Annotated in this window: 13 protein-coding genes and 1 pseudogene; 2 read left to right on the top strand and 12 right to left on the bottom strand. The window is 57.5% G+C overall.

Annotation, left to right across the window (positions count from 1 at the left end):
• Positions 1–24 precede the first annotated feature (24 nt).
• The 12 genes from recD to rppH all read right to left on the bottom strand — a co-directional run bounded on the left by recD (position 25) and on the right by rppH (position 18,367).
• A complete protein-coding gene (gene recD / locus DBY73_RS03070; RefSeq protein WP_112009746.1) occupies positions 25–1,845 on the bottom strand; it encodes an exodeoxyribonuclease V subunit alpha in 1,821 nt (606 codons plus the stop codon).
• The gene (gene recB / locus DBY73_RS03075) at positions 1,842–5,384 is read right to left on the bottom strand and encodes an exodeoxyribonuclease V subunit beta (RefSeq protein WP_112009747.1); all 3,543 of its coding nucleotides are present in this window, start codon (positions 5,382–5,384) and stop codon (positions 1,842–1,844) included. The genes recD and recB overlap by 4 nt, the downstream gene beginning before the upstream one ends.
• Complete coding sequence (gene ptrA, locus DBY73_RS03080) at positions 5,381–8,263, bottom strand: pitrilysin (protein ID WP_112009748.1); 2,883 nt, start codon at positions 8,261–8,263, stop codon at positions 5,381–5,383. Before ptrA ends, recB begins: the two co-directional genes overlap by 4 nt.
• Positions 8,264–8,402: 139 nt before the next feature.
• A complete protein-coding gene (gene recC, locus DBY73_RS03085; protein ID WP_112009749.1) occupies positions 8,403–11,777 on the bottom strand; it encodes an exodeoxyribonuclease V subunit gamma in 3,375 nt (1,124 codons plus the stop codon).
• Between the two features lie 12 nt (positions 11,778–11,789).
• Positions 11,790–12,113 carry a prepilin-type N-terminal cleavage/methylation domain-containing protein gene (locus tag DBY73_RS03090; RefSeq protein ID WP_112009750.1) on the bottom strand — a complete coding sequence of 108 codons (324 nt, stop codon included), beginning with the start codon at positions 12,111–12,113 and terminating at the stop codon, positions 11,790–11,792.
• Positions 12,098–12,499: a DUF2509 family protein gene (locus DBY73_RS03095; protein WP_112009751.1), complete on the bottom strand. Its 402-nt coding sequence runs from the start codon at positions 12,497–12,499 to the stop codon at positions 12,098–12,100. The genes DBY73_RS03090 and DBY73_RS03095 overlap by 16 nt, the downstream gene beginning before the upstream one ends.
• A complete protein-coding gene (locus DBY73_RS03100; protein WP_112009752.1) occupies positions 12,496–13,056 on the bottom strand; it encodes a prepilin peptidase-dependent protein in 561 nt (186 codons plus the stop codon). Before DBY73_RS03100 ends, DBY73_RS03095 begins: the two co-directional genes overlap by 4 nt.
• Positions 13,047–13,511: a prepilin peptidase-dependent protein gene (locus DBY73_RS03105; RefSeq protein WP_112009753.1), complete on the bottom strand. Its 465-nt coding sequence runs from the start codon at positions 13,509–13,511 to the stop codon at positions 13,047–13,049. Before DBY73_RS03105 ends, DBY73_RS03100 begins: the two co-directional genes overlap by 10 nt.
• A 184-nt stretch (positions 13,512–13,695) precedes the next feature.
• Positions 13,696–14,490 (bottom strand): thymidylate synthase, encoded by a 795-nt coding sequence (gene thyA / locus DBY73_RS03110; protein WP_112009754.1) that lies wholly within the window; start codon positions 14,488–14,490, stop codon positions 13,696–13,698.
• A gap of 6 nt (positions 14,491–14,496) precedes the next feature.
• Entirely contained in the window at positions 14,497–15,372 is an 876-nt protein-coding gene (gene lgt / locus DBY73_RS03115) for a prolipoprotein diacylglyceryl transferase (protein ID WP_112009755.1), read from the bottom strand.
• Positions 15,373–15,577: 205 nt separating this feature from the next.
• A complete protein-coding gene (gene ptsP, locus DBY73_RS03120) occupies positions 15,578–17,824 on the bottom strand; it encodes a phosphoenolpyruvate--protein phosphotransferase (protein WP_112009756.1) in 2,247 nt (748 codons plus the stop codon).
• Between the two features lie 12 nt (positions 17,825–17,836).
• Positions 17,837–18,367: an RNA pyrophosphohydrolase gene (rppH, locus tag DBY73_RS03125; RefSeq protein ID WP_047650229.1), complete on the bottom strand. Its 531-nt coding sequence runs from the start codon at positions 18,365–18,367 to the stop codon at positions 17,837–17,839.
• 442 nt (positions 18,368–18,809) lie between these two features.
• On the opposite strand from rppH, the pseudogene DBY73_RS22265 reads away from it, so the two are divergent.
• Positions 18,810–18,896 (top strand): annotated as a pseudogene (locus DBY73_RS22265) (hypothetical protein); the annotation flags it as partial.
• 154 nt (positions 18,897–19,050) lie between these two features.
• Positions 19,051–19,743 carry a DNA mismatch repair endonuclease MutH gene (mutH, locus tag DBY73_RS03130; RefSeq protein ID WP_112009757.1) on the top strand — a complete coding sequence of 231 codons (693 nt, stop codon included), beginning with the start codon at positions 19,051–19,053 and terminating at the stop codon, positions 19,741–19,743.
• The last annotated feature ends 16 nt before the right edge of the window (positions 19,744–19,759 follow it).

Below are 19,759 nucleotides of genomic sequence, written 5' to 3' on the forward strand. Positions count from 1 at the left end.
TCACCGGAAAGTGAGGGCGACGGCTTAATGCATTTCGAATATCGCGCTCAGGCCGCTTCTGCGCTCCGTGCGGGTCGCAATGGCCTGCGCGAGAATACGCTCATCGGCATACAGCGACAGCCGCTGGCGCGCGCGCGTAATCGCGGTATAAATCAGCTCGCGCGTAATCACCGGTGAAAGCTGCGTCGGCAGAATCAGCGCCGCATGGTTGAACTCCGATCCCTGGGATTTATGCACCGTCATCGCCCAGGCGGTTTCATGCTCAGGAAGACGGCTCGGCTGCACGGATTTCACGCTGCCGTCCGGCATCTGGAACCACACGCGCGTCCCCTGACCGCGGTCCAGCGCGATGCCGATATCACCGTTAAACAGGCCCAGCGCGCTGTCGTTGCGCGAAATCATCACCGGCCGCCCCTCGTACCAGCGGGAATGCGGCTGGCGGGTGATTTTGCGCTTCTGAACCAGCAGATGTTCCAGCCTTTCGTTCAGACCCGACACGCCGAACGGCCCTTCCCGCAGCCCGCAAAGAAGCTGGTATTCGCCAAAGGCGGCAATCACCTGCTCTGGCGCGGCGTTTTGCTGCACGCAGCTCAGGAAATGGTGGTAGCCCTGAAGAGCCTCTTCCAGCATGACCTGATACTCCTCTCCACTCTGGAGCGACTTTTTCTCAATGTCCGCAAAGCTGCCGTCAAACACCGCGCGGGTCGTATGGCGATCGCCCCGATTAACCGCGGCCGCCAGCCGTCCAATGCCGGACTCGCTGCCAAAACGATAGCTTTTTTGCAGCAGGCACAGGCTGTCGCGCAGTGCGCCGGCCCGAGGCGAGCTATCGCCTTCCAGCACGCAGCCGGTCAGCCGGGTCAGCTCCTGAGCACGCTCAGCGGTGTAGCCCAGGCTGGCAAAGGTGCAAATATCCCCCAGTACCGCGCCCGCCTCGACGGAGGCCAGCTGGTCCCTGTCGCCCAGGAAAATCACCCGCGCGTGCGGCGGTAGGGCATCAATGAGCCGCGACATCATGGTCAGATCGATCATCGAGGCTTCATCCACCACCAGCACGTCCAGATGCAGCGGATTGCCCGCATGGTAGCGCAGGCGCTGGCTGCCGGGCTGTGCGCCAAGCAGGCGGTGCAAGGTGCTGGCCTCGCTGGGGAAAAGCGCGCGCCGATCGTCGTCGAGCGGAAGCTTCTGCACTGCGCCGCCCAGGGATTCCGTGAGGCGAGCCGCCGCTTTACCGGTCGGGGCCGCGAGGCGGATCCGGCACTTTTGGTCGCCGGAAAGCTGGATCAGCGCCGCGAGCAGCTTTGCAACGGTGGTCGTTTTGCCCGTACCCGGGCCGCCGGAGATAACGGAAATTCGCCGGGTTAAGGCGACGGCAGCAGCCACTTTTTGCCAGTCGACGGCCTCGCTCGAGGGAAACAGGTCATCCAGCGTTTGCCTGAGCCGGGCTTCGTCGCAGGGGAGCGGCGCGTTGGTTTCACTAAAAAAGCGTGCAACGGCCAGCTCGTTTCGCCACATTCGGTTCAGGTACAGCCGGCCAGCAATGAGGATGAGCGGGGCCTGGCCCTCTCCCTGACTGACGGCGCTGGAGTGCATAAGCTCGGCTTCCCAGTCCACCGGCTCGCCAAGCAGCGCGAAGCAGGCCTGAAGTGCCGGGGGCATTTTCTCATCAACCGCCAGGCGCGTCAGGGGCAGGCAGACGTGACCTTCCCCGGCATCTTTGCTGAGCATCGCCGCCGCCAGCATGACGGCCGGCTGCTCATGCGCAACCATCATGGCGAACTGGACGTCCAGCGGGCGCAGCAGGCGCTGCTCCGCCGCATTAAGCAATAGTTCCTGCATCGTCATGCCAGCGCCTCCGTGCCTGCTGCAAACAAGCTGTCCATTTTTTCAATTAACGCCTCGTCCGGCCGGGTACTAAAAATGCCCGAGCTCGCGTCGTCCGCATTCACGCCGCGCAGGAACAGGTAGATCACGCCACCAAAATGTTTTTCGTAGCGGTAATCCGCAATGCGATGGCGCAAATAGCGATGCAGCGCCAGGGTGTAAAGCTGATACTGCAGATCGTATCGGTGCGACTGCATGGCAGCCGCCATCGCCTGCTGCGTGTAGGCTTCGCTGTTTTCACCCAGCCAGTTTGATTTGTAATCCAGCAGGTAGTAGCGCCCGTCGTGGCGAAACACAAGGTCAATAAAGCCCTTGAGCATACCCTGCACCTGACGGAAATTCAGCGGCGGGCAGCCGGCAGATAGCGCATCGTGCTCGCGAATAAGCGCGTCAAGCGCATCCGCCCTGAGCGGGCTCGCGATGGGGAGATAAAACTCCATTTCCACCTGTTTATCTTTGGCCGACAGCTGGCGAAGCGACATGCCGCTTTCGGTGAGCGGCGCGCGCAAAACTGCGTCGAGCCACGCGGTCAGCACCGGCTGCCATTCTGCGCCATATCCTCCGGCCTGGAGCATCCTGAGCACCCACTCTTCTGAAACAGGCTGCGTAAAATCCAGCTCTTCGAACAGGCTGTGTAAAAACGTCCCCGGCGATGCGCCGCGTGGAAACTGATGCGGCGTAAGAGCGGGTTCTGCGGGAACATCCCCTACCCCTGCGGCATCCACGTCCAGCTTCGGCATCAGGTCCAGTGCGATATTTTGCCCATGCTGCTGCAGGCCGGAATAGCTTGTCACCCGCCAGTCGTCGGCAACGGTTCGCGTAACTGGTCGGGCATGCAGGGCATCTTCACGCGACTCGGGCATGTGCCAGCGGCTGCCGTCCGGCTCTGAAGGGGTATGCAGCGCAATAGCTTCACCGCAAAGCGATTCAATGCACTGGCGCAAACCGGCAGCATCCTTTGGCTCTCCGAGCTGAATGAGACGGCCCAGCGCGCTTAAATGAAAATCGGTCTCGCCCGTTTTTTCACCGCGGCGACGGAAAAGCGGCGCGACGCCCAGGCTACAGTGCCAGACGGAACGGGTCAGCGCCACGTACAGCAAGCGTAAATCCTCCGCCAGACGCTCGGCCTCTGCCAGCTCAACGCTGGACTCTGCCTTGCTGAGATCGAGCACCGCTTCAAACGATTCGCGGTCGTGGTAGAACGCCTGATCCTGCGCGCGATAGTTGGCGATAAACGGCAGCCAGACCAGCGGATACTCTAGCCCCTTCGACTTGTGGATAGTGACGATTTGCACCAGATGCTTATCGCTTTCAAGGCGCATCTGCTGGCTCGCCGAGTTGCTATTGGGGTCCGCGATCTGCTGCGCAAGCCAGCGGACCAGCGCATGCTCGCTTTCAAGCTGCGTTCCCGCCTCCTGCAACAGCTCGCTGATGTGCAGGATGTCCGTGAGCCGCCTTTCGCCGCCGGTCGTCGCAAGCAGATTTTCTGCGATATGGCGCTGCTTCATAACGTCGCGCAGCATCGCCATGACGCCCCGCTTTTGCCAGCGCTCGCGATAGCGTACAAACTCGTCAACCACTGCATCCCAGGCGTGTTCATCACTGTTGAGCGCATCAATATCGCGCGCATTCAGCCCCAGCATGGCGCTGGCCAGCGCGCTGCGCAGCGTGCTTTCCCGCTCCGGAGCCAGCACGGCCTGCAGCAGCCAAAGCATCTCCTGCGCTTCCAGCGTATCGAATACGCTGTCGCGGTTAGAGAGGTAGACGGATGGAATATTCAGCAGCGTAAGGGCATCGCGGATCAGCGCGGCTTCCTGGCGGCTGCGGACCAGCACCGTAATGTCTGATGCCTTAACCGGTCGAGACGTTTCGCCTCTCCACAGCAGCGCTTCACCGCGCACGCCCGCGCTGAGCCAGTCCCGGATTTGAGCGGCACAGTGCTGCGCCATGGCGTTTTGATAATCCGCAACGCCGTAGCCCTCGCCGTCAAGCAGCCAGAAGCGCATCGCGGGCTGTGCCGCACCGTTATATTCAAAACGTAAAGCGGCATTTTTGGGCGCGGATTTTACGGGTAAAAAAGGGATCTCGCGGAACATGAACGCCGCATCCATCCGGCTAAACAGCGCGTTGACGCTCTCAACCATCGCGGGAGACGAGCGCCAGTTGGTGTCCAGCGTGTAGTGCGCCTCAACCTCGCTTCGGGCCTTCATGTAGGTAAAAATGTCTGCGCCACGAAAGGCGTAAATGGCCTGCTTAGGATCGCCGATCAGCAGCAGCGCGGTATCCGGCTGGCGCTGCCAGATGCGGCGAAAGATACGATACTGCTGCGGGTCCGTATCCTGAAACTCATCTATCATTGCCACTGGGAAGCGGGTGCGGATAGCCGCCGCAAGAGCGTTCCCATTTTCACTGCTCAGCGCGGCATCGAGACGGCTGAGCATATCGTCAAAGCCAAGCTCGCCGCGGCGGCGTTTTTCTCGCGCCACCGTTTCACGAATTTCCGCCATCGCACGGGTAATCATCAGATCGTTGAGGGTCAACGGCTCGGCCAGCAGCGCCTCAATGGCGACGAAAAGCGGATGCTCGGGAACAATGCCATCGGGTTTGGTACGCTCTACGAGAAAGCGCTGGGAGAACTTCTCCAGGGCATCGGGCAGCTGATATCCGCGTGTATCCTCCTGCGCCCAGGCGCTAATCTTCTCGATCCATTTCCCCTGGTTGCCACGGTTAAACTTGCGCCGGTCGATCCCGGAGCTTTCGAGAACGGCATCAATATCGCTAACCGATTCATTCCACTGCTGCTTGAGGGCCGCAATTTTCGCCACGATCTTTTCATGGCGCATAGACAGCGTTTCGTCCGCAGGCGGCGGCGACTTGATCACCGGCGCTTCGCCCTGCAGGTAGCTGTTTATGGCGCGTAAAAGATCTTCCGGCCCCTTCCACAGGGCGTGTACCGCTTCGGCGATATCGCGCGGCAGCGGGTAGCAGTGGCGGCGCCAGAAATCCGCGCAGGCCTGATAGCGAAGTTCAGATTCATCTTCGATAAGCTGCTGCTCAAACAGCATGCCGGATTCAAACGCATTGAGGCTCAGCATGCGCTGGCAAAAGCCGTGGATGGTAAAAACGGAGGCTTCGTCCATCTGCCGTTCAGCTAACAGCAGCCACTGCGCGGCCTGCTGCCTGTCGCTGATTTCTTCCAGCAGGCTCGCATAGAGAGGGTTGTCCGTGCTCTGGCGCAGGCAGGCGATGCGCAGCTCGTGAATATTGGCGCGAATACGGCCGCGCAGCTCGGCGGTGGCCGCTTCTGTAAAGGTCACAACAAGCAGTTCTTCCACGCTGAGGGGGCGTGGAAAAGCCGCGCTGCCGCCCAGCCCTAACAGCAGGCGCAAATAGAGCGCGGCGATGGTGAAGGTTTTTCCCGTTCCCGCTGAGGCTTCAATCAACCGTTCGCCCTGTAGAGGTAAACGTAAGGGATTAAGCGGCTCAGCGGTATTGGTCATTCTTTCTTACTCCAGGGCATTGATTGCTGTAGCGCGCTGACGCTCTTCCAGACCTTCCAGCCTTTCGGGTTAACGTATTCTACCTTCCCGTTCTGGCTGCCGGAAACCTGCGACAGAATGGCCATTCCCTGCGGTTGAATCACCGCCTGATGGAAGAAGTCGGCAACCTTCTGCGGCGTCAGCTGTTTTATCTCGGCGACGATTTTATCACGCGAATCGAATTTCATATTGCCGCGATCGAAATCTTTGCTCAGCTGCGAGGCTTCTTCTCCAAGCGTTTGCGGCGGCTGCATTACCTGTGCAATGACCGCCTGTTGAATTTGCGCGAACTCCTCCGGCTTCATGGCACGCAGCTTTTCTTCCACCTGCGGGAAGAAGGCCTGATAGCGCTGCCAAAGATAGGCAGGCTGTTTATCGCTGCTTTGCAGCAGGAAGCCCAGCCCCCACTGACGGCCCACGTTCATTGAGAAGGCAAATACCGCGTAGCCCAGCTGCTCTTCGGTGCGCAGCTGATTGTAGAACCACGGCTGAATAATTTGCCCCAGCACCGCGCTTTGGGCGGAGCTGGCAAATTCGTCATAGCCCGTCGGCACAAAGACGGCCGCCAGCGCGGAATCGGTGCTGTTACCGGCTTTTTCGAAAATCACATTCTGCTTTTTCTCAACCAGCACATCCTGATTTCGACACCATTCGTCGCCTTTTGAACCCAGCTGGGCGCGCACGTTCTGCGCCAGCGTTTTTGCCTGGTCTTCACCCATATTCCCCACAATCAGGAATTCCGGACGGGTATTGGATTTCAGCGAATCGCGATACGCCATCACCTCTTTTAGCGTCAAGGAAGGCAGCAGCGCGCGGCGATCCTCACGCTGGAAGTAAGGGATCTGCGACAGCATCTGCGCGGGCATAATCGCCTGATCGTAGGCTTTACCTTTTTCGGCAGAGTCCATCATCTGCGAGTACCACGACTTCGCCTGCTCGAACTGCTCTTCGGTAGGGGTGTAGCTGAAATACCCTTCCAGAAGCGCCTGGAACAGCTGCGGCAAACGCTGGGTGTAGCCGTTGGCATTCACCATCAGGCCGTTGTTAGCGTTGGTCGAGAAGCTAATCCCGCCCACCGCGGCCTGGTTGCTGAGCTGGTCCAGCGCGATACCGGCCAGATAGTCATTCAGGGCGAACATCACCTGATTTTTGGCGCTGTCCATCGCTTTTGGATTACGCAGCACCACGCTGACGTCGGCTTTCGGCTCGCTGGCAAAATAGCGGCTTGGGGAGTAAACCACGCGCAGCGTGGGCTCATCGATGATGAGTTCAGGATGCGGATACGCCTTCGGGGCCTTAATCAGCGAAAAATCATCAGGAATATAGGGATTCAGCTCAGGCAGCTGCAGCGCGATCTCTCCCGCCTTTTTCTGCCAGCCCGCGAAGGTTTTCTCGCTAATTTTGTCGACCTGATAAGGCGCATCAACGAAGTAGGCCGTTTTGTTGTGCGGCTCGTTCGGGCTGATATACCAGATGCGGGCATTCTGCGGCGTCATCATTGCCAGACGCGCTTTTATCGCCTCCGCATCGTACTTATCGGCGATATTCACAGCATCCAGGGTGTGCTCGATCGGCACGCGGATCATCGTGTCGGCCAGCCACTCCACGTAGTCCATGTCCCGCGTGATCGACGGGTAGCGGAAATCAAGATCCAGCACGTGTGCCAGTTCATCGAAGTAGCGTTTATCGACCCCTTTTTCACGCAGTAAAGAGAGGTAGCTGAAGATGGCCGCCACCACTTCATCGCGGTGAGCCTGTCCTTTATCCGTCAGCGTTGCGGAAATCGCCAGCACGCCGCTGTTGCCGTTTACGACGGGATCGGAGTCAGCGCGAATGCCTTCCACCAGCCCCTGCTTTTGCAGCCAGTCAGAAAGCGTGCCCGGGCTTCGGTTACCAATAAGATAGGTCACCAGCTCATCCGTTTTGCTGCGAAACTGCGCCGTGTTGTTGTCGATACGGAACTCAACGCGTAATACTTTTCGCGGCAGCGCCGGAACGTAGTGAATGACGATCCCTTTTTGAGCGTCAGTGACCACCGGAACGTCAATGGTAGGCTGCTTGATATTTTTATTCGGCACGCGGCCAAACGTCTGCGCGGCCATGCCGGCCAGTTCCGGCAGCGGTTTGTTGCTGTAGATAACCGCTTTCATGATGTTCGCAGAGTAGTATTTATCACGAAACGCATGCAGTGCATCCACCACCGGGCTGTTCGGTTTGTCGGCCAGCGTTTCAAGATTACCGCCGGAGAAACGTGAGCCAGGGTGCGCCGGGTTGATGGTTTCAGCGCTGACCTGCGCCATACGCATGCCATCGCGGGTACGGGCCATCGTCAGTTCAGCATTCACCGCATTGCGTTCGCGATCGGCATATTTTTTATCCAGCAGCGGCGCGGCTATTGCATCCGCCAGACGATCGACCGCGCCGGCAAGGGCGTCGTTTTCGACTTCAAGATAAAATGCGGTGCGATAAGGCGCGGTGCTGGCGTTATGGCTTCCGCCATGCATTTTGAGAAATTCAGACAGGCTATCCGGCTGCGGGTATTTTTTTGAACCCATCAGCGTCATATGTTCCAGATAGTGCGCAAGTCCCTGATGTTCCTGCGGGTCCTGCAAAGAGCCGACAGGCACAACCAGCGCCGAGAGGGATTTTACCGCCTGAGGATCGGAAACGAGCAGGACGGTCATTCCGTTATCAAGACGAATAGCCTGATACTGGCGAGTGTCTTTCTCGCTCTTACGGATAGTTTCCTGAACGGGCTGCCAACCGGTATCTGCCTGAGTAACGGGTGCCCAAAGGGCGACAAATATCACTAACGCTTTAAACAAGGTGCTGCCTGGCATTACGACCTCTTTATCACGGCTACATCATTAACAAATTGCGTGCTGGACGCGCCAGCATCTCTTTCTTTGGGTACATCAGTCCGTGATAAGGAGTGCATCATAAATGAACACCCCGTACTGCGCAATTTTTATACAGCACTCAGGACTGATTAAATTTGAACAGCGGTAACAGGTAGCGCTGCGCCTCTTCCGTGATTGCCTCGAAGTACTCGGGCTCAAGCGTTCGCCATAAGCGCTGGTACCAGACGTCTTCGCCCTCGCCGCGCACCATCATGTTACCTTCATATGCCTGCACAAATTTACTACGCGCTTTTTTCAGCGAAGCGTCATCCGTTAACATGGCATCATTCTGCACGTCATAACAGGCTTTTATCCACGCCCCTCCACTTTCTGGCAGCAGAAGCAGCGGTTTGTTCATTCCCTGACGGTAGCCTTCGATATACAACGATAAATAGCGTAGCGCCTGCTCCGCCGCCATCGGCGGGAAACGCCACTCGCCCTCTTTGCGCACGAACAAACGGCTTTCGCCTTCGTAACCACAGGCACTGTAGACAAGATGTTCCAGCCAGAGTTGCAAACCTTGTGAAACGCTAAGCATGGATGGGCGCCAGCGCAGCAGCCCGTCCGGCTGTACCTGAGTCAGCCAGCCCGTGAGCTGAACGCCGTTACAGTCGAGGTCTATCTCAATGCTTTTTCCGGGCTGCCTGAGCTCAATCACCCGTTCAGCGAGCGCTTTCATCTCCTGGCACTGTGCGTCCCATACTATTTCCCCAAACGCGCCGTAGGGCAGCTGGCCCGCAGCACGATATCGGCGGAACAATGCGTCGGCCTCTTCTTGCTCAACGAGCGCATTAAGAAGCTGAAGGTTAAGCCTGTAGCGCTCCAGCCCATCGAGGATAAACGGCTCGGCGTCAGGAATTTCGCTCTCTTCAGAGCGGAAGTTGACCTGTAATCTTTGCTGGAAGAATGCCCGAACCGGATGGGCCCAAAACCTCTGCAGCTGCTCAAAGGTCAGGGTTTTAATATCCTGCGGTTCAAGCTCCTGAATGAAATCGTCGTGCGCTGTACCCTCGAGCCGCGCAGCGGGAAGCCACTCCTGGGCATAGCTTTGGTGTTCGTTGGCAACGTAGTTAGCGGGATCGAACGGCATGCGGCTGTGCAAGCAGGTAATATGCGCCTTCACCCGCTGCTCGCTTTCATCACAGTTGCGGTCCTCATCCCCCTGCAGGTAGTGGCTTTGACCAATGTAGTCCACCAGCTCCTGCACCAGCACCGACGGGAAGCGCTCGCTGTTGTCCTGGATTGAACGGCCGATATAGCTGATATACAGCGTGCTCTGGGCGGAGATCAGCGCTTCCAGGAACAGGTAGCGGTCATCATCCCGACGGCTACGGTCCCCCCGCTTCGGCTGGGCGCTCATCAGGTCGAAGCCCAGCGGCGGTAATGCGCGAGGGTAGATGCCGTCATTCATGCCGAGAAGGCAAACGACCTTGAACGGAATCGAACGCATCGGCATCAGGGTGCAAATATTCACCGGCCCGGCAAGGAAACGCTGGCTTATGCGCTCCTGATCGAGCCGCTGCGTCAGTTCATCGCGCAGCAGCGACAGAGGAATGTCCTCGGCGTAATGTGAGTTAACGCCCTCTTCGATAATCGCCTGCCACTGCGTTTCGATAAGCGCCATCGCCGCTTCGGTTTCATCGTCCGGCAGGAAGAAGTCGTTGAGCATTTCACGGCACACCGGCAGCCAGGATTCCAGCGCCCGGGGCTGCATCAGCTCGCGCCGCCAGCGGTTAAGCTGCATCAGCAGTGAGGCCAAATGGCCGACCAGCTCAGCGATCAACCCGCTGGACTCATCATAAGGCAGCACGTCGTTCCACTCGCCCTGGCTGCTCTCCATCGCGTACCCCAGCAGCATACGCGTCAGGCCAAACTGCCAGGTGTGCTGACCGGTAGGCGGGAGTTCAAACTCCTGGACATTATCGTCGTCCATACCCCAGCGCACGCCCGATTCGTTGACCCACTGGCGAAGGTAGCGCAGGCCATCTTCATTGATATCAAACCGCGCGGCCAACACCGGAACATCCAGCAGCGCCAGCACGTCTTCAGAAATAAACCGGCTGTCGGGAAGAGAGAGCAGGCTCAAAAACGCCTGCAGTGCAGGGTGAGACTGGCGGGCACGGCGATCCGATATCGCATAAGGCAGGTAGCGTTCGCCCGTTGCGCTGCCAAACACGGCCTGGATGAAGGGGCTATAGCTGTCGATATCGGCCACCATGACCACAATATCGCGCGGCGTGAGCGTAGGGTCGTCCTGCAGCATCGCCAGCAGGCGGTCATGCAGGATCTCAACCTCGCGCTGGGGGCTGTGGCAGACGTGGATCGTAATGCTGCGATCGTCAGGCGCCAGCTCACGCTTGTTGTCGCTGTGCTCGAACTCTTCGGCAGTGATCCCCATAACGGCGCGATTTTCCAGATCCAGAATATCCCGCTGAACGTTGTGCAGCAGGCTATCCGGCGTAACCTCCGCAAAGGCATCGACATCGCCTTCACCCGAGGAGGTGATGTCTGAAAGCATGTGGATGTAGTCGCGACCCAGCTTGCCCCAGGACGCAAGAAGCGGGTTCGGCAGATTTTGTATTCCCTCCTCATCTAAAAGCTGTGCGGCGGTTTCGCTGTCTTTAAACAGAGGGACCGAGCGTTCTTCAAAGAGGCGTTTTCTCTGTCGGGTAACCAGACGCGAGAGCCAGCGCGCATCCTGAATATCGCCCCAGTAGTGCCGACACGGGTTGGTAAAGAGGATATGGATATCAACGTGCTTGCCCAGCGCTTCAAGCGCTTTCAGATAGACAGGCGGCAGCGCGGAAATACCGCAAATAAACACGCGAGACGGCAGCCGGGCAGGCCGCTCAGCCGCGTTTTCCAGTATTGAGATAAACCGATCGTATAAGTTAGCACGGTGCCACTTAGGCTGACCGAGCTTCTCGGTATATTCAACCAGCGCTTTCCACAGCGGAGCCTGCCAGATCTGCGCCTCCGGCAATCCTTCTACTAATTCCCCGGCTTCCCAGCGAATAAGCCATTCCGCGCGGTACACCAGATACTGGTCATATAGGTCGGCAGTGCGCGACGCCAGCTGGAACAGCTTACGCTTGTCGGTATCGTCGTTAAGATAGTGTCGCAGCATGGCAAATTCGTCATGCGCCAGCATCTCCGGCAGCAGGGCCATCAGCTTCCAGCTCATGCTCTGCTTATTGAACGCGCTCTCCTCCGGGATATCCGGCAGCACGCGGACAAACATTTCCCAGATAAAACTCGCTGGCAGTGGGAAGGCGATGTTGGCGGCAATGCCAAACTTTTGGGAAAGCGACATTTGCAGCCACTGCGCCATACCGGTACTTTGCACCAACACCATTTCGGGCTCAAAAGGATCGTCCAGGCGCTCGCGCTCGACGATAAATTCCATCAGCGCTTCCAGCACATCCAGACGATTTGAGTGGTAAACCCTTAACATAAACGCTCCCGACTACTGGCTAACCGGACAATGCAGGCGGGTCATCTCGCCGTGCCGTCCCTGAGGAGAAAAAATCGTAACCGTGATGCTGACACATCCGGACTGCATTGTCTGCCCCCGGCTGACCCGCCAGCCCGCAGGAAGTGCATCCGGTGAAAGCTGCGCCTGGCTCCAGGCATGGTGCCACAGCTGGCGATACTGGCTGAGCAACGCAAACCGCGACGCTAAGGCTCGGTGGTAGCCCGCCAGCGCCGTCACGATAATCACCATCAGGATCATCGCCAACAGCACCTCGACCATGCTGAACCCCTGCTGTTTTTTCAGGGCAACTGACATTGAGAGCGCTCCTTAAGCGGACAGAAGTCACTCCAGCCGTGGGGAGAGAAAAGGATCTGCCCTTCGGCTATCGTGCCCGTTCGCCACAGTAAAAGATCGTTGCTGCCAGCGATGAGCAGAACGCGCGACTCGTTCAGCCGTCGCAGGCAGACCCGCGAAGTATTAACCTGCCTGCACTGCGCGTCAGGCTGTATCAACCAGCGCTGTACGCGTCCCCACTCCAGCGCTGACTGCACGCTGGCCTGATGGCGAACAGAAAGGCTTTCACCGCTAACCTGTTTACCGTAGGTCGTTAGCTGCTGGTTCAGACCGGTGAGAAGCAGCGTGCCCAGTACCAGCACAAGGAGAACCATCGCCAGCGAAGACATTCCTTGCTGGCGGCTCACAGGTTGAACCCTGTTACCGCAAAATGGGCCGCCACGGTCGCACCTGGATGGCCTTTGCGCATGGCAACCAGCTCAATATTTAGCTCAGGGGCGAAGCCTGAATGCGTCGCCTTGCTCACGGTAAATGTCTTCACGATAAGCCTGTCCGGGTCCGTGAGTTTGTCCCACCCTTTTCCTTCACATGAGGTCGCGCCGCGCAAGGATTCCAGCGCTCCGGACTCAAGGCGAAAACCCGTGCTATCGCTTTCTGATGCGGAGATATCCCAGCTTCCGTTGCTGTTTGCATCCCACTTAACGATAGCGCAACTGCCGTGCCCGCCGATATGCAGCCCTTCCCCCACACAGTTTCCCGCACAGTACCCCGCTCGCTGTAGCTGCTTGCCAATCGCAAAGAGCCGCTGCCAGATTTCTTCCTCAAGCTCCCGGCGCACGGACTGCTGCAAAAGGGCGGCCTGCAGCCCGGGTAAAAAGCGCGATGTGCTTAGCAGCAGAGCGCTGCTGATGGCCATCGCAATAAGCACTTCGATAAGTGAAAAGCCTCGTCGTTTTAACGGCATGCGTCTTCCCCTTTTGGCTGGCACATTCTGATGCGTCCGCTGTTAGAGACGACAATCAGCCACTCTCCCGCCGCGCTATGAACCCGAATCCTTCCGGCCCACGCGGTATCCCTGAGGCCGTAAAAACCTAGCGAAGGGGTTATCTCACTCACCGTCACCTCGGGCCAGAGAGGCTTGAGCATGAATGGGCTGCCGTTCTCGCATTGTGAAACCGCCGTGCTTTTCAGACAGATATCTTGCCCCTCGCCCTCAGCCACTACGTGGTGATCGCGGTTATGCCGGTTAGCGTCGTTGCGCAGAAACACCAGGTAGTCGCGCACCTGTCCGGCGGTTTGCCATAGCCGCTGGCGCTGCTGCCAGCTGTTCCAGCCGTACAGCCCGGCAGCGCTGAGAATGACCACCAGCGATATAGCCACAAGCGTTTCGATAAGCGTAAAGCCGTTCTCTTTTTTCATGCCGCGAGTGTGGCGAAGAGGAAGCCAACAGGCGAGTGGGTTATGCGGACATTGCGAGACGTTTTCCGGGGAATTTTGTGAGTTGCAACGCGTTGCAACATCGCTGGAAAAGCGCTCGCAAAACAACGAACAGGCAAAAAAAAACCGGCGCTAATAAGCACCGGTTGTGGGAGTATTTATGTCATCAGATGGCAACGGGTGCCTTGATACCCGGGTGCGGGTCGTAGCCTTCAATTTCAAAATCGTCGAAGCGGTAGTCAAAGATGGACGCCGGCTTGCGTTTGATCACCAGCTTCGGCAGCGCGCGCGGTTCGCGAGTGAGCTGAAGATGGGTCTGTTCCATGTGGTTGCTGTAGAGATGGGTATCTCCACCGGTCCAGACGAAGTCGCCCACGTCCAGATCGCACTGCTGCGCCATCATGTGAACCAGCAGCGCATAGCTGGCGATGTTAAACGGCAGGCCAAGGAACACGTCGCAGGAGCGCTGATAGAGCTGGCAGGAGAGCTTTCCGTCGGCCACATAGAACTGGAAGAACGCGTGGCACGGTGCCAGCGCCATTTTATCCAGCTCGCCGACGTTCCAGGCAGAAACGATGATGCGGCGCGAGTCCGGATCGTTTTTCAGCTGGTTCATCACGGTGGTGATCTGGTCAATGTGGCGGCCATCAGGCGTTGGCCACGCCCGCCATTGCTTACCATATACCGGCCCCAGGTTGCCGTTCTCATCTGCCCATTCGTCCCAGATCGAGACGTTATTTTCGTGCAGATACGCAACGTTGGTATCGCCTTGCAGGAACCAGAGCAGTTCATGAATGATCGAGCGCAGGTGGCAGCGCTTGGTAGTCACCAGAGGAAAGCCTTCCTGTAAGTTGAAGCGCATCTGGTGGCCAAAAATGGAGAGCGTACCGGTACCGGTGCGGTCGTTTTTCGGCGTGCCCTCATCAAGCACTTTTTTCATCAATTCAAGATACTGTTTCATGGTTCCTCAGGAAAGTTGTTGCTGTGGACGACAACGATACGCCCAAATCATCATAATGGCACCCGCGACAATCATCGGAATGGAGAGGATTTGCCCCATGCTGATGTACTGTACCCACTCGCCGGTAAACTGCGCATCCGGCTGACGGAAGAACTCGACGATAATACGGAATGCACCGTAGCCGATCAGGAACAGGCCAGAGACGGCACCCATCGGGCGCGGCCTGCGGATGAACAGGTTCAGAATGATAAACAGCACCACACCTTCGAGGGCCAGTTCATAAAGCTGGGACATGTGGCGCGGCAGTACGCCGTAGGTATCGAAAACGGATTGCCATTCCGGATGCGACGGCAGAAGCGCGATATCCTCCGCGCGCGAGCCTGGGAACAGCATCGTGTACTTAAAGCTCGGATCGACGCGTCCCCACAGTTCGCCGTTGATAAAGTTGCCGAGACGACCGGCTCCCAGACCAAACGGGATGAGTGGCGCAATAAAATCGGATACCTGGAAGAAGTTACGCCTGGTGCGTTTTGCAAAGATAACCATCACCAGAATCACGCCGATCAGGCCGCCGTGGAACGACATCCCACCGTCCCAGACGCGGAACAGATACAGCGGATCGTTCAGGAATACCGGGAAGTTATAGAACAGCACGTACCCAATGCGGCCCCCCAGGAACACGCCGAGGAAGCCCGCGTACAGCAGGTTTTCCACTTCGTTTTTCGTCCAGCCGCTGCCGGGTTTGCCGGCACGACGGCCCGCAAGCCACATGGCGAAAACAAAGCCCACCAGATACATCAGACCGTACCAGTGAAGCGAAACGGGTCCTATTGAGAAAATGACCGGATCAAACTCCGGAAAATGCAGATAGCCACTGTTCATCTGTCACCACAAGATGTTGTTATTTCCGCTGAAAGTGGACAGCGGTCGAAATGCGCGTCTGCTGTGAGCAGAGGCTCCAAGGTTGCGAATCATAGCATAAGGCGGGCGCGGAGGATGCGCCTGAGATGTAAAAGATATGTATAAGGTTTTATGCGCGCTGGTACCCTCACCGCTGCCCTCTCCCACAGGAAGAGGGAGAAAGGCTTTAGCGACCGCCGCGGATCAGGCCGCCCATGCCGCGTCGTTCCATAAAGGCGGCCACCTGATGACGAACCTCAGCGGCAAGCTGCGCCTCGAGGCTGCGTTCAGCCAGCTCGCGGGCATCGTTGATGTCGATGTGGCGCAGCAGATACTTCACGCGGGCAACGGAGCGTCCGTTCATTGAAAGATGGCGGAAGCCCAGACCTATCAGGATCGCCACGCACATTGAATCACCGGCCATTTCTCCGCACAGGCGCAGGTCGATACCGTACTGCTCCGCCTCGCGGGCGATCATAGCCAGCGCCCGAAGCATGGCCGGGTGCAGGCTATCGTAGATGCTCGCCACGCGCGTATTGTTACGGTCCACCGCCAGAATGTACTGGGTCAGGTCGTTGGTGCCGACGGAGATAAAATCGACGCGGCTTGCCAGCTGGCGCAGCATAAAGACCATTGAGGGAACTTCAAGCATTACCCCGATGCGCGGCTTCGGGATCGCGTAACCGATCATCTCTTCGACTTCACGTCCCGCGCGCTCAATCAGCCGACGCGCTTCGTCAACCTCATCAATGCTGGTCACCATCGGTAACAGGATGCTCAGGTTGCCGGTCGCAGCATTCGCGCGCAGCATGGCGCGCACCTGGATCAGGAAGATCTCCGGCTGATCGAGCGTGATGCGGATGCCGCGCCAGCCCAGGCACGGGTTTTCCTCGCTGATGGGCATATAGGGCAACTGCTTATCGGCCCCAACGTCAAGCGTGCGTAGCGTCACCGGCTTGTCGTTGAACATTTGCAGCATGCCCTGATACTGCGCGACCTGTTCCTCTTCTGAGGGGAAGCCGCTTTGCAGCATAAAGGGAATTTCGGTGCGGTATAAGCCGATACCGTCAATGCGGCCACCGAGCTTCTCTTCGTGCTCGGGGCTTAGGCCCGCGTTGAGCATGACCTTAACCCGCTCTCCGCTTTTCAGCTGCGCGGGCAGGTTAACGTCGTCCTCTGCCAGCTTGCTTAATTCATTCTCTTCGCTGATAAGCCGCTGGTACTCTTGCAGCAGAACCGGTTCCGGATCGACCAGCAGCTCACCGCGATAACCATCCACTACCAGCATACGACGATGCAGGACCGATGGCTGGATATCCGCGCCCATCACGGTCGGGATGCCCAGCGCGCGTACCATAATGGCCGCGTGGGAGTTGGCGGCGCCGTCACGCACGACGATGCCCGCCAGCCTGTTCTGCGGCAATTCTGCCAGCGTGGTTGCAGAGAGCTCATCGGCCACCAGAACGAAACGTTCCGGCCAGGCATTCGCCCCCTGAATGGTATCATCCAGATGGAACAGCAGCCGCTGCCCAAGCGCGCGTAAATCCCCCGCGCGCTCTTTCAGATAGCCGTCGGTCAGCGCCGCAAATTGCTCGGCAAATTTCTCAATGACCTTTTTAACCGCCCATTCAGCCACCGAGCCTTTATCGACCTCAGCAAAGAGTTCACGACGCAGGCGAGCGTCAGACAGCAGGTGCGAATAAAGGTCAAAGATGGCCGCCGTCTCTTTTTGTGCCCCCGCGGCGAAGCGTTTGCTGTAGCGACGGAACTCGTTCGCCGCCTCTTCCAGCGCGGCGGTGAGGCGTTCGCGTTCGAGCGCTTCATCCAGGGTCGAGGCCTCGTAGACCTGCTCCATCAGCGGCAGCGTGGCGTCCATCCAGCCTTCGGCAATCGCCACGCCCGGCGAGGCGGGCAGCGCGCGAATGCGCGTGTGGCGGTACTGGCCGAACAGGGCGGCAAGCTGAGACTGGGAGAGAATAGCGGCCATCTGCGTGGCCAGCGTCACCAGGAAAGACTCTTCGCTTTCGTCATACTGGCGAAGCTCGCGCTGCTGGACCACCAGCACCCCGAGGAGCTGGCGGCGCTGAATAATCGGTACGCCGAGAAACGCCCGGAAGCGCTCTTCTTTTACGGAAGGAATATATTTAAAGCTGGGGTGTTTTTGCGCGTCGGCAAGGTTAATGGGCTCGGCCAGTCGCCCGACCAGACCCACAATCCCTTCATCAAACGCCAGAGTAACGGTGCGACCGCGAGGTTTTTTTAATCCGCGGGTTGCCATCAGGTAATAGCAACGCCGATCGTGGTCGGCCAAATAGACCGAACAGACTTCGGTCTCCATCGCAAGACAGATGTCGGTCACCAGAATGTTTAGCGCCTCGTTCAGACGAGGCGCACTGGCGACCTTCTCGACTATTTCGCGCAAGCGGGTGAGCATGATTTGCGTAACTTAACCTCTTTTACGTCGCCAGGCAGGTGCGTTTTGCGGCTTAGGCGGGATCTCCTGAAGCTGCATCACAACACTTGCGAACTCTTTCATCACCCTACGGTAGACGTCACGCTTAAACGACACGACCTGACGAACCGGATACCAGTAGCTCACCCAACGCCAGCCATCGAACTCCGGCGTGCTGCTGGTTTGCATGTTGATATCTGAATCGTTGCCCACCAATTGCAGTAGAAACCATTTTTGTTTCTGGCCGATACAAACCGGCTTTGTGTCCCAACGCACCAAACGTTTCGGTAACTTGTAACGCAACCAGTTGCGGGTCGACGCCAGGATGCGAACATCCTTACGGCTTAATCCAACCTCTTCAAAAAGCTCCCGGTACATCGCTTGTTCTGGGGACTCTCCTGGGTTTATCCCGCCCTGCGGGAATTGCCAGGAGTGCTGACCATACCGCCGGGCCCACATCACCTGGCCCTGACGATTACAAATTACAATTCCTACGTTCGGGCGGTAGCCATCGTCATCAATCACCGGACTACCCCAAACTAAACCTGATATATGAATGATTGTTTCACACTACAGGGAGGCGGTAAACCACTCTCTTACAGGCCCGCAGCCTAATAACATTTGAATAACTCACAATTATCAGCTGAGTTATAAACAGATAAGCGGCCATAAGGCCAATTTTATTCACCTTTTCTGTGGATAGAGTTGTGAAGAAGTACGGAATTACCGATGAACAACCTGGATACCGCCAATTTACCCGTTTTTAGCCAGTTAAATTTATTTCATATATTTCATGACATTAAGAGTGAGATCGCTATTTATAAACACCTTTACGTGACGATCGTCACACCCTGGATCGCGTCGTTGATGAAAGATCGAACAGCGTCGGTTTTATCCACAGAATGTGCCAATAAGTTAGTCACAATTTGTGTGAATATTCGATTTTCATCGCACGTCAAGGCTGTAAATGGAAACAGTAGTCGAGGTTATTCCCAGTTATCCCACTTTTCTGTGGATAACATGGTGTAAGATCCTGTTCATTGCCAGTGACCAGAATTGAACAACCGGAATTTACGCCGCGTAAAGAGGGAGAATAACAATTAAAAGAATCTAAAAATCATACACATGGCGTATTTACCCAGAAAAAGTTAGACTCTATCCACAAGGTGCATTTTCTTAGTTCATTTTTTAATCAAAAGGTTAACATCATGCATTCGCTGGCCCCGCTGCTCTCTCCTCCTTCAAGTGAAGCGCAACTTCTCGCCCAGGCGCAGCGCCTGGCGGGCCTTTCGCTGGGAGAACTGGCAGCGATCGCGGGTTTACCTGTGCCAAAGGATCTCAAACGCGATAAGGGCTGGATCGGCATGCTGCTGGAACTGTGGCTTGGCGCCAGCGCGGGCAGCAAACCGGAACAGGATTTCGCCGCGCTGGGCGTTGAGCTAAAGACGATCCCTATAGACGGCCAGGGCAGACCGCTGGAAACCACCTTTGTTTGCGTGGCCCCGCTGACGGGCAATAGCGGCGTGACCTGGGAAACCAGCCACGTTCGGCATAAGCTCAAGCGCGTTCTTTGGGTGCCCGTAGAGGGCGAACGGCAGATCCCGCTTGCGGACAGGCGCATAGGCGCGCCCCTGCTCTGGAGCCCTGATGAAGAGGAAGAAAGGCAGCTATCCCAGGACTGGGAAGAGCTGATGGACATGATCGTCCTGGGCCAGGTGGAGCGCATTACCGCCCGACACGGCGAGGTGCTGCAGCTTCGCCCAAAGGCCGCCAACAGCAAGGCACTGACCGAAGCGGTCGGCGCCCGTGGCGAACCGATCCTGACGCTGCCGCGCGGCTTTTATCTCAAAAAGAATTTCACCGGCGCGCTGCTGGCACGTCATTTCTTACTGAATACCTAATGTTTTAACCAAAATT

Origin of the sequence: Enterobacter sp. RIT418, assembly GCF_003057745.1 — a bacterium.
Classification (GTDB): Bacteria; Pseudomonadota; Gammaproteobacteria; order Enterobacterales; family Enterobacteriaceae; genus Enterobacter.

Bases quoted from the DNA above. Each gene is read 5' to 3' on its own strand.
- DBY73_RS03105 (WP_112009753.1), bottom strand. From the start codon at position 13,511: ATGAAAAAAGAGAACGGCTTTACGCTTATCGAAACGCTTGTGGCTATA.
- mutH (WP_112009757.1), top strand. From the start codon at position 19,051: ATGCATTCGCTGGCCCCGCTGCTCTCTCCTCCTTCAAGTGAAGCGCAA.
- recD (WP_112009746.1), bottom strand. From the start codon at position 1,845: ATGACGATGCAGGAACTATTGCTTAATGCGGCGGAGCAGCGCCTGCTG.
- lgt (WP_112009755.1), bottom strand. From the start codon at position 15,372: ATGAACAGTGGCTATCTGCATTTTCCGGAGTTTGATCCGGTCATTTTC.
- DBY73_RS03090 (WP_112009750.1), bottom strand. From the start codon at position 12,113: ATGTCAGTTGCCCTGAAAAAACAGCAGGGGTTCAGCATGGTCGAGGTG.
- recC (WP_112009749.1), bottom strand. From the start codon at position 11,777: ATGTTAAGGGTTTACCACTCAAATCGTCTGGATGTGCTGGAAGCGCTG.
- ptsP (WP_112009756.1), bottom strand. From the start codon at position 17,824: ATGCTCACCCGCTTGCGCGAAATAGTCGAGAAGGTCGCCAGTGCGCCT.
- recB (WP_112009747.1), bottom strand. From the start codon at position 5,384: ATGACCAATACCGCTGAGCCGCTTAATCCCTTACGTTTACCTCTACAG.
- DBY73_RS03100 (WP_112009752.1), bottom strand. From the start codon at position 13,056: ATGCCGTTAAAACGACGAGGCTTTTCACTTATCGAAGTGCTTATTGCG.
- thyA (WP_112009754.1), bottom strand. From the start codon at position 14,490: ATGAAACAGTATCTTGAATTGATGAAAAAAGTGCTTGATGAGGGCACG.
- ptrA (WP_112009748.1), bottom strand. From the start codon at position 8,263: ATGCCAGGCAGCACCTTGTTTAAAGCGTTAGTGATATTTGTCGCCCTT.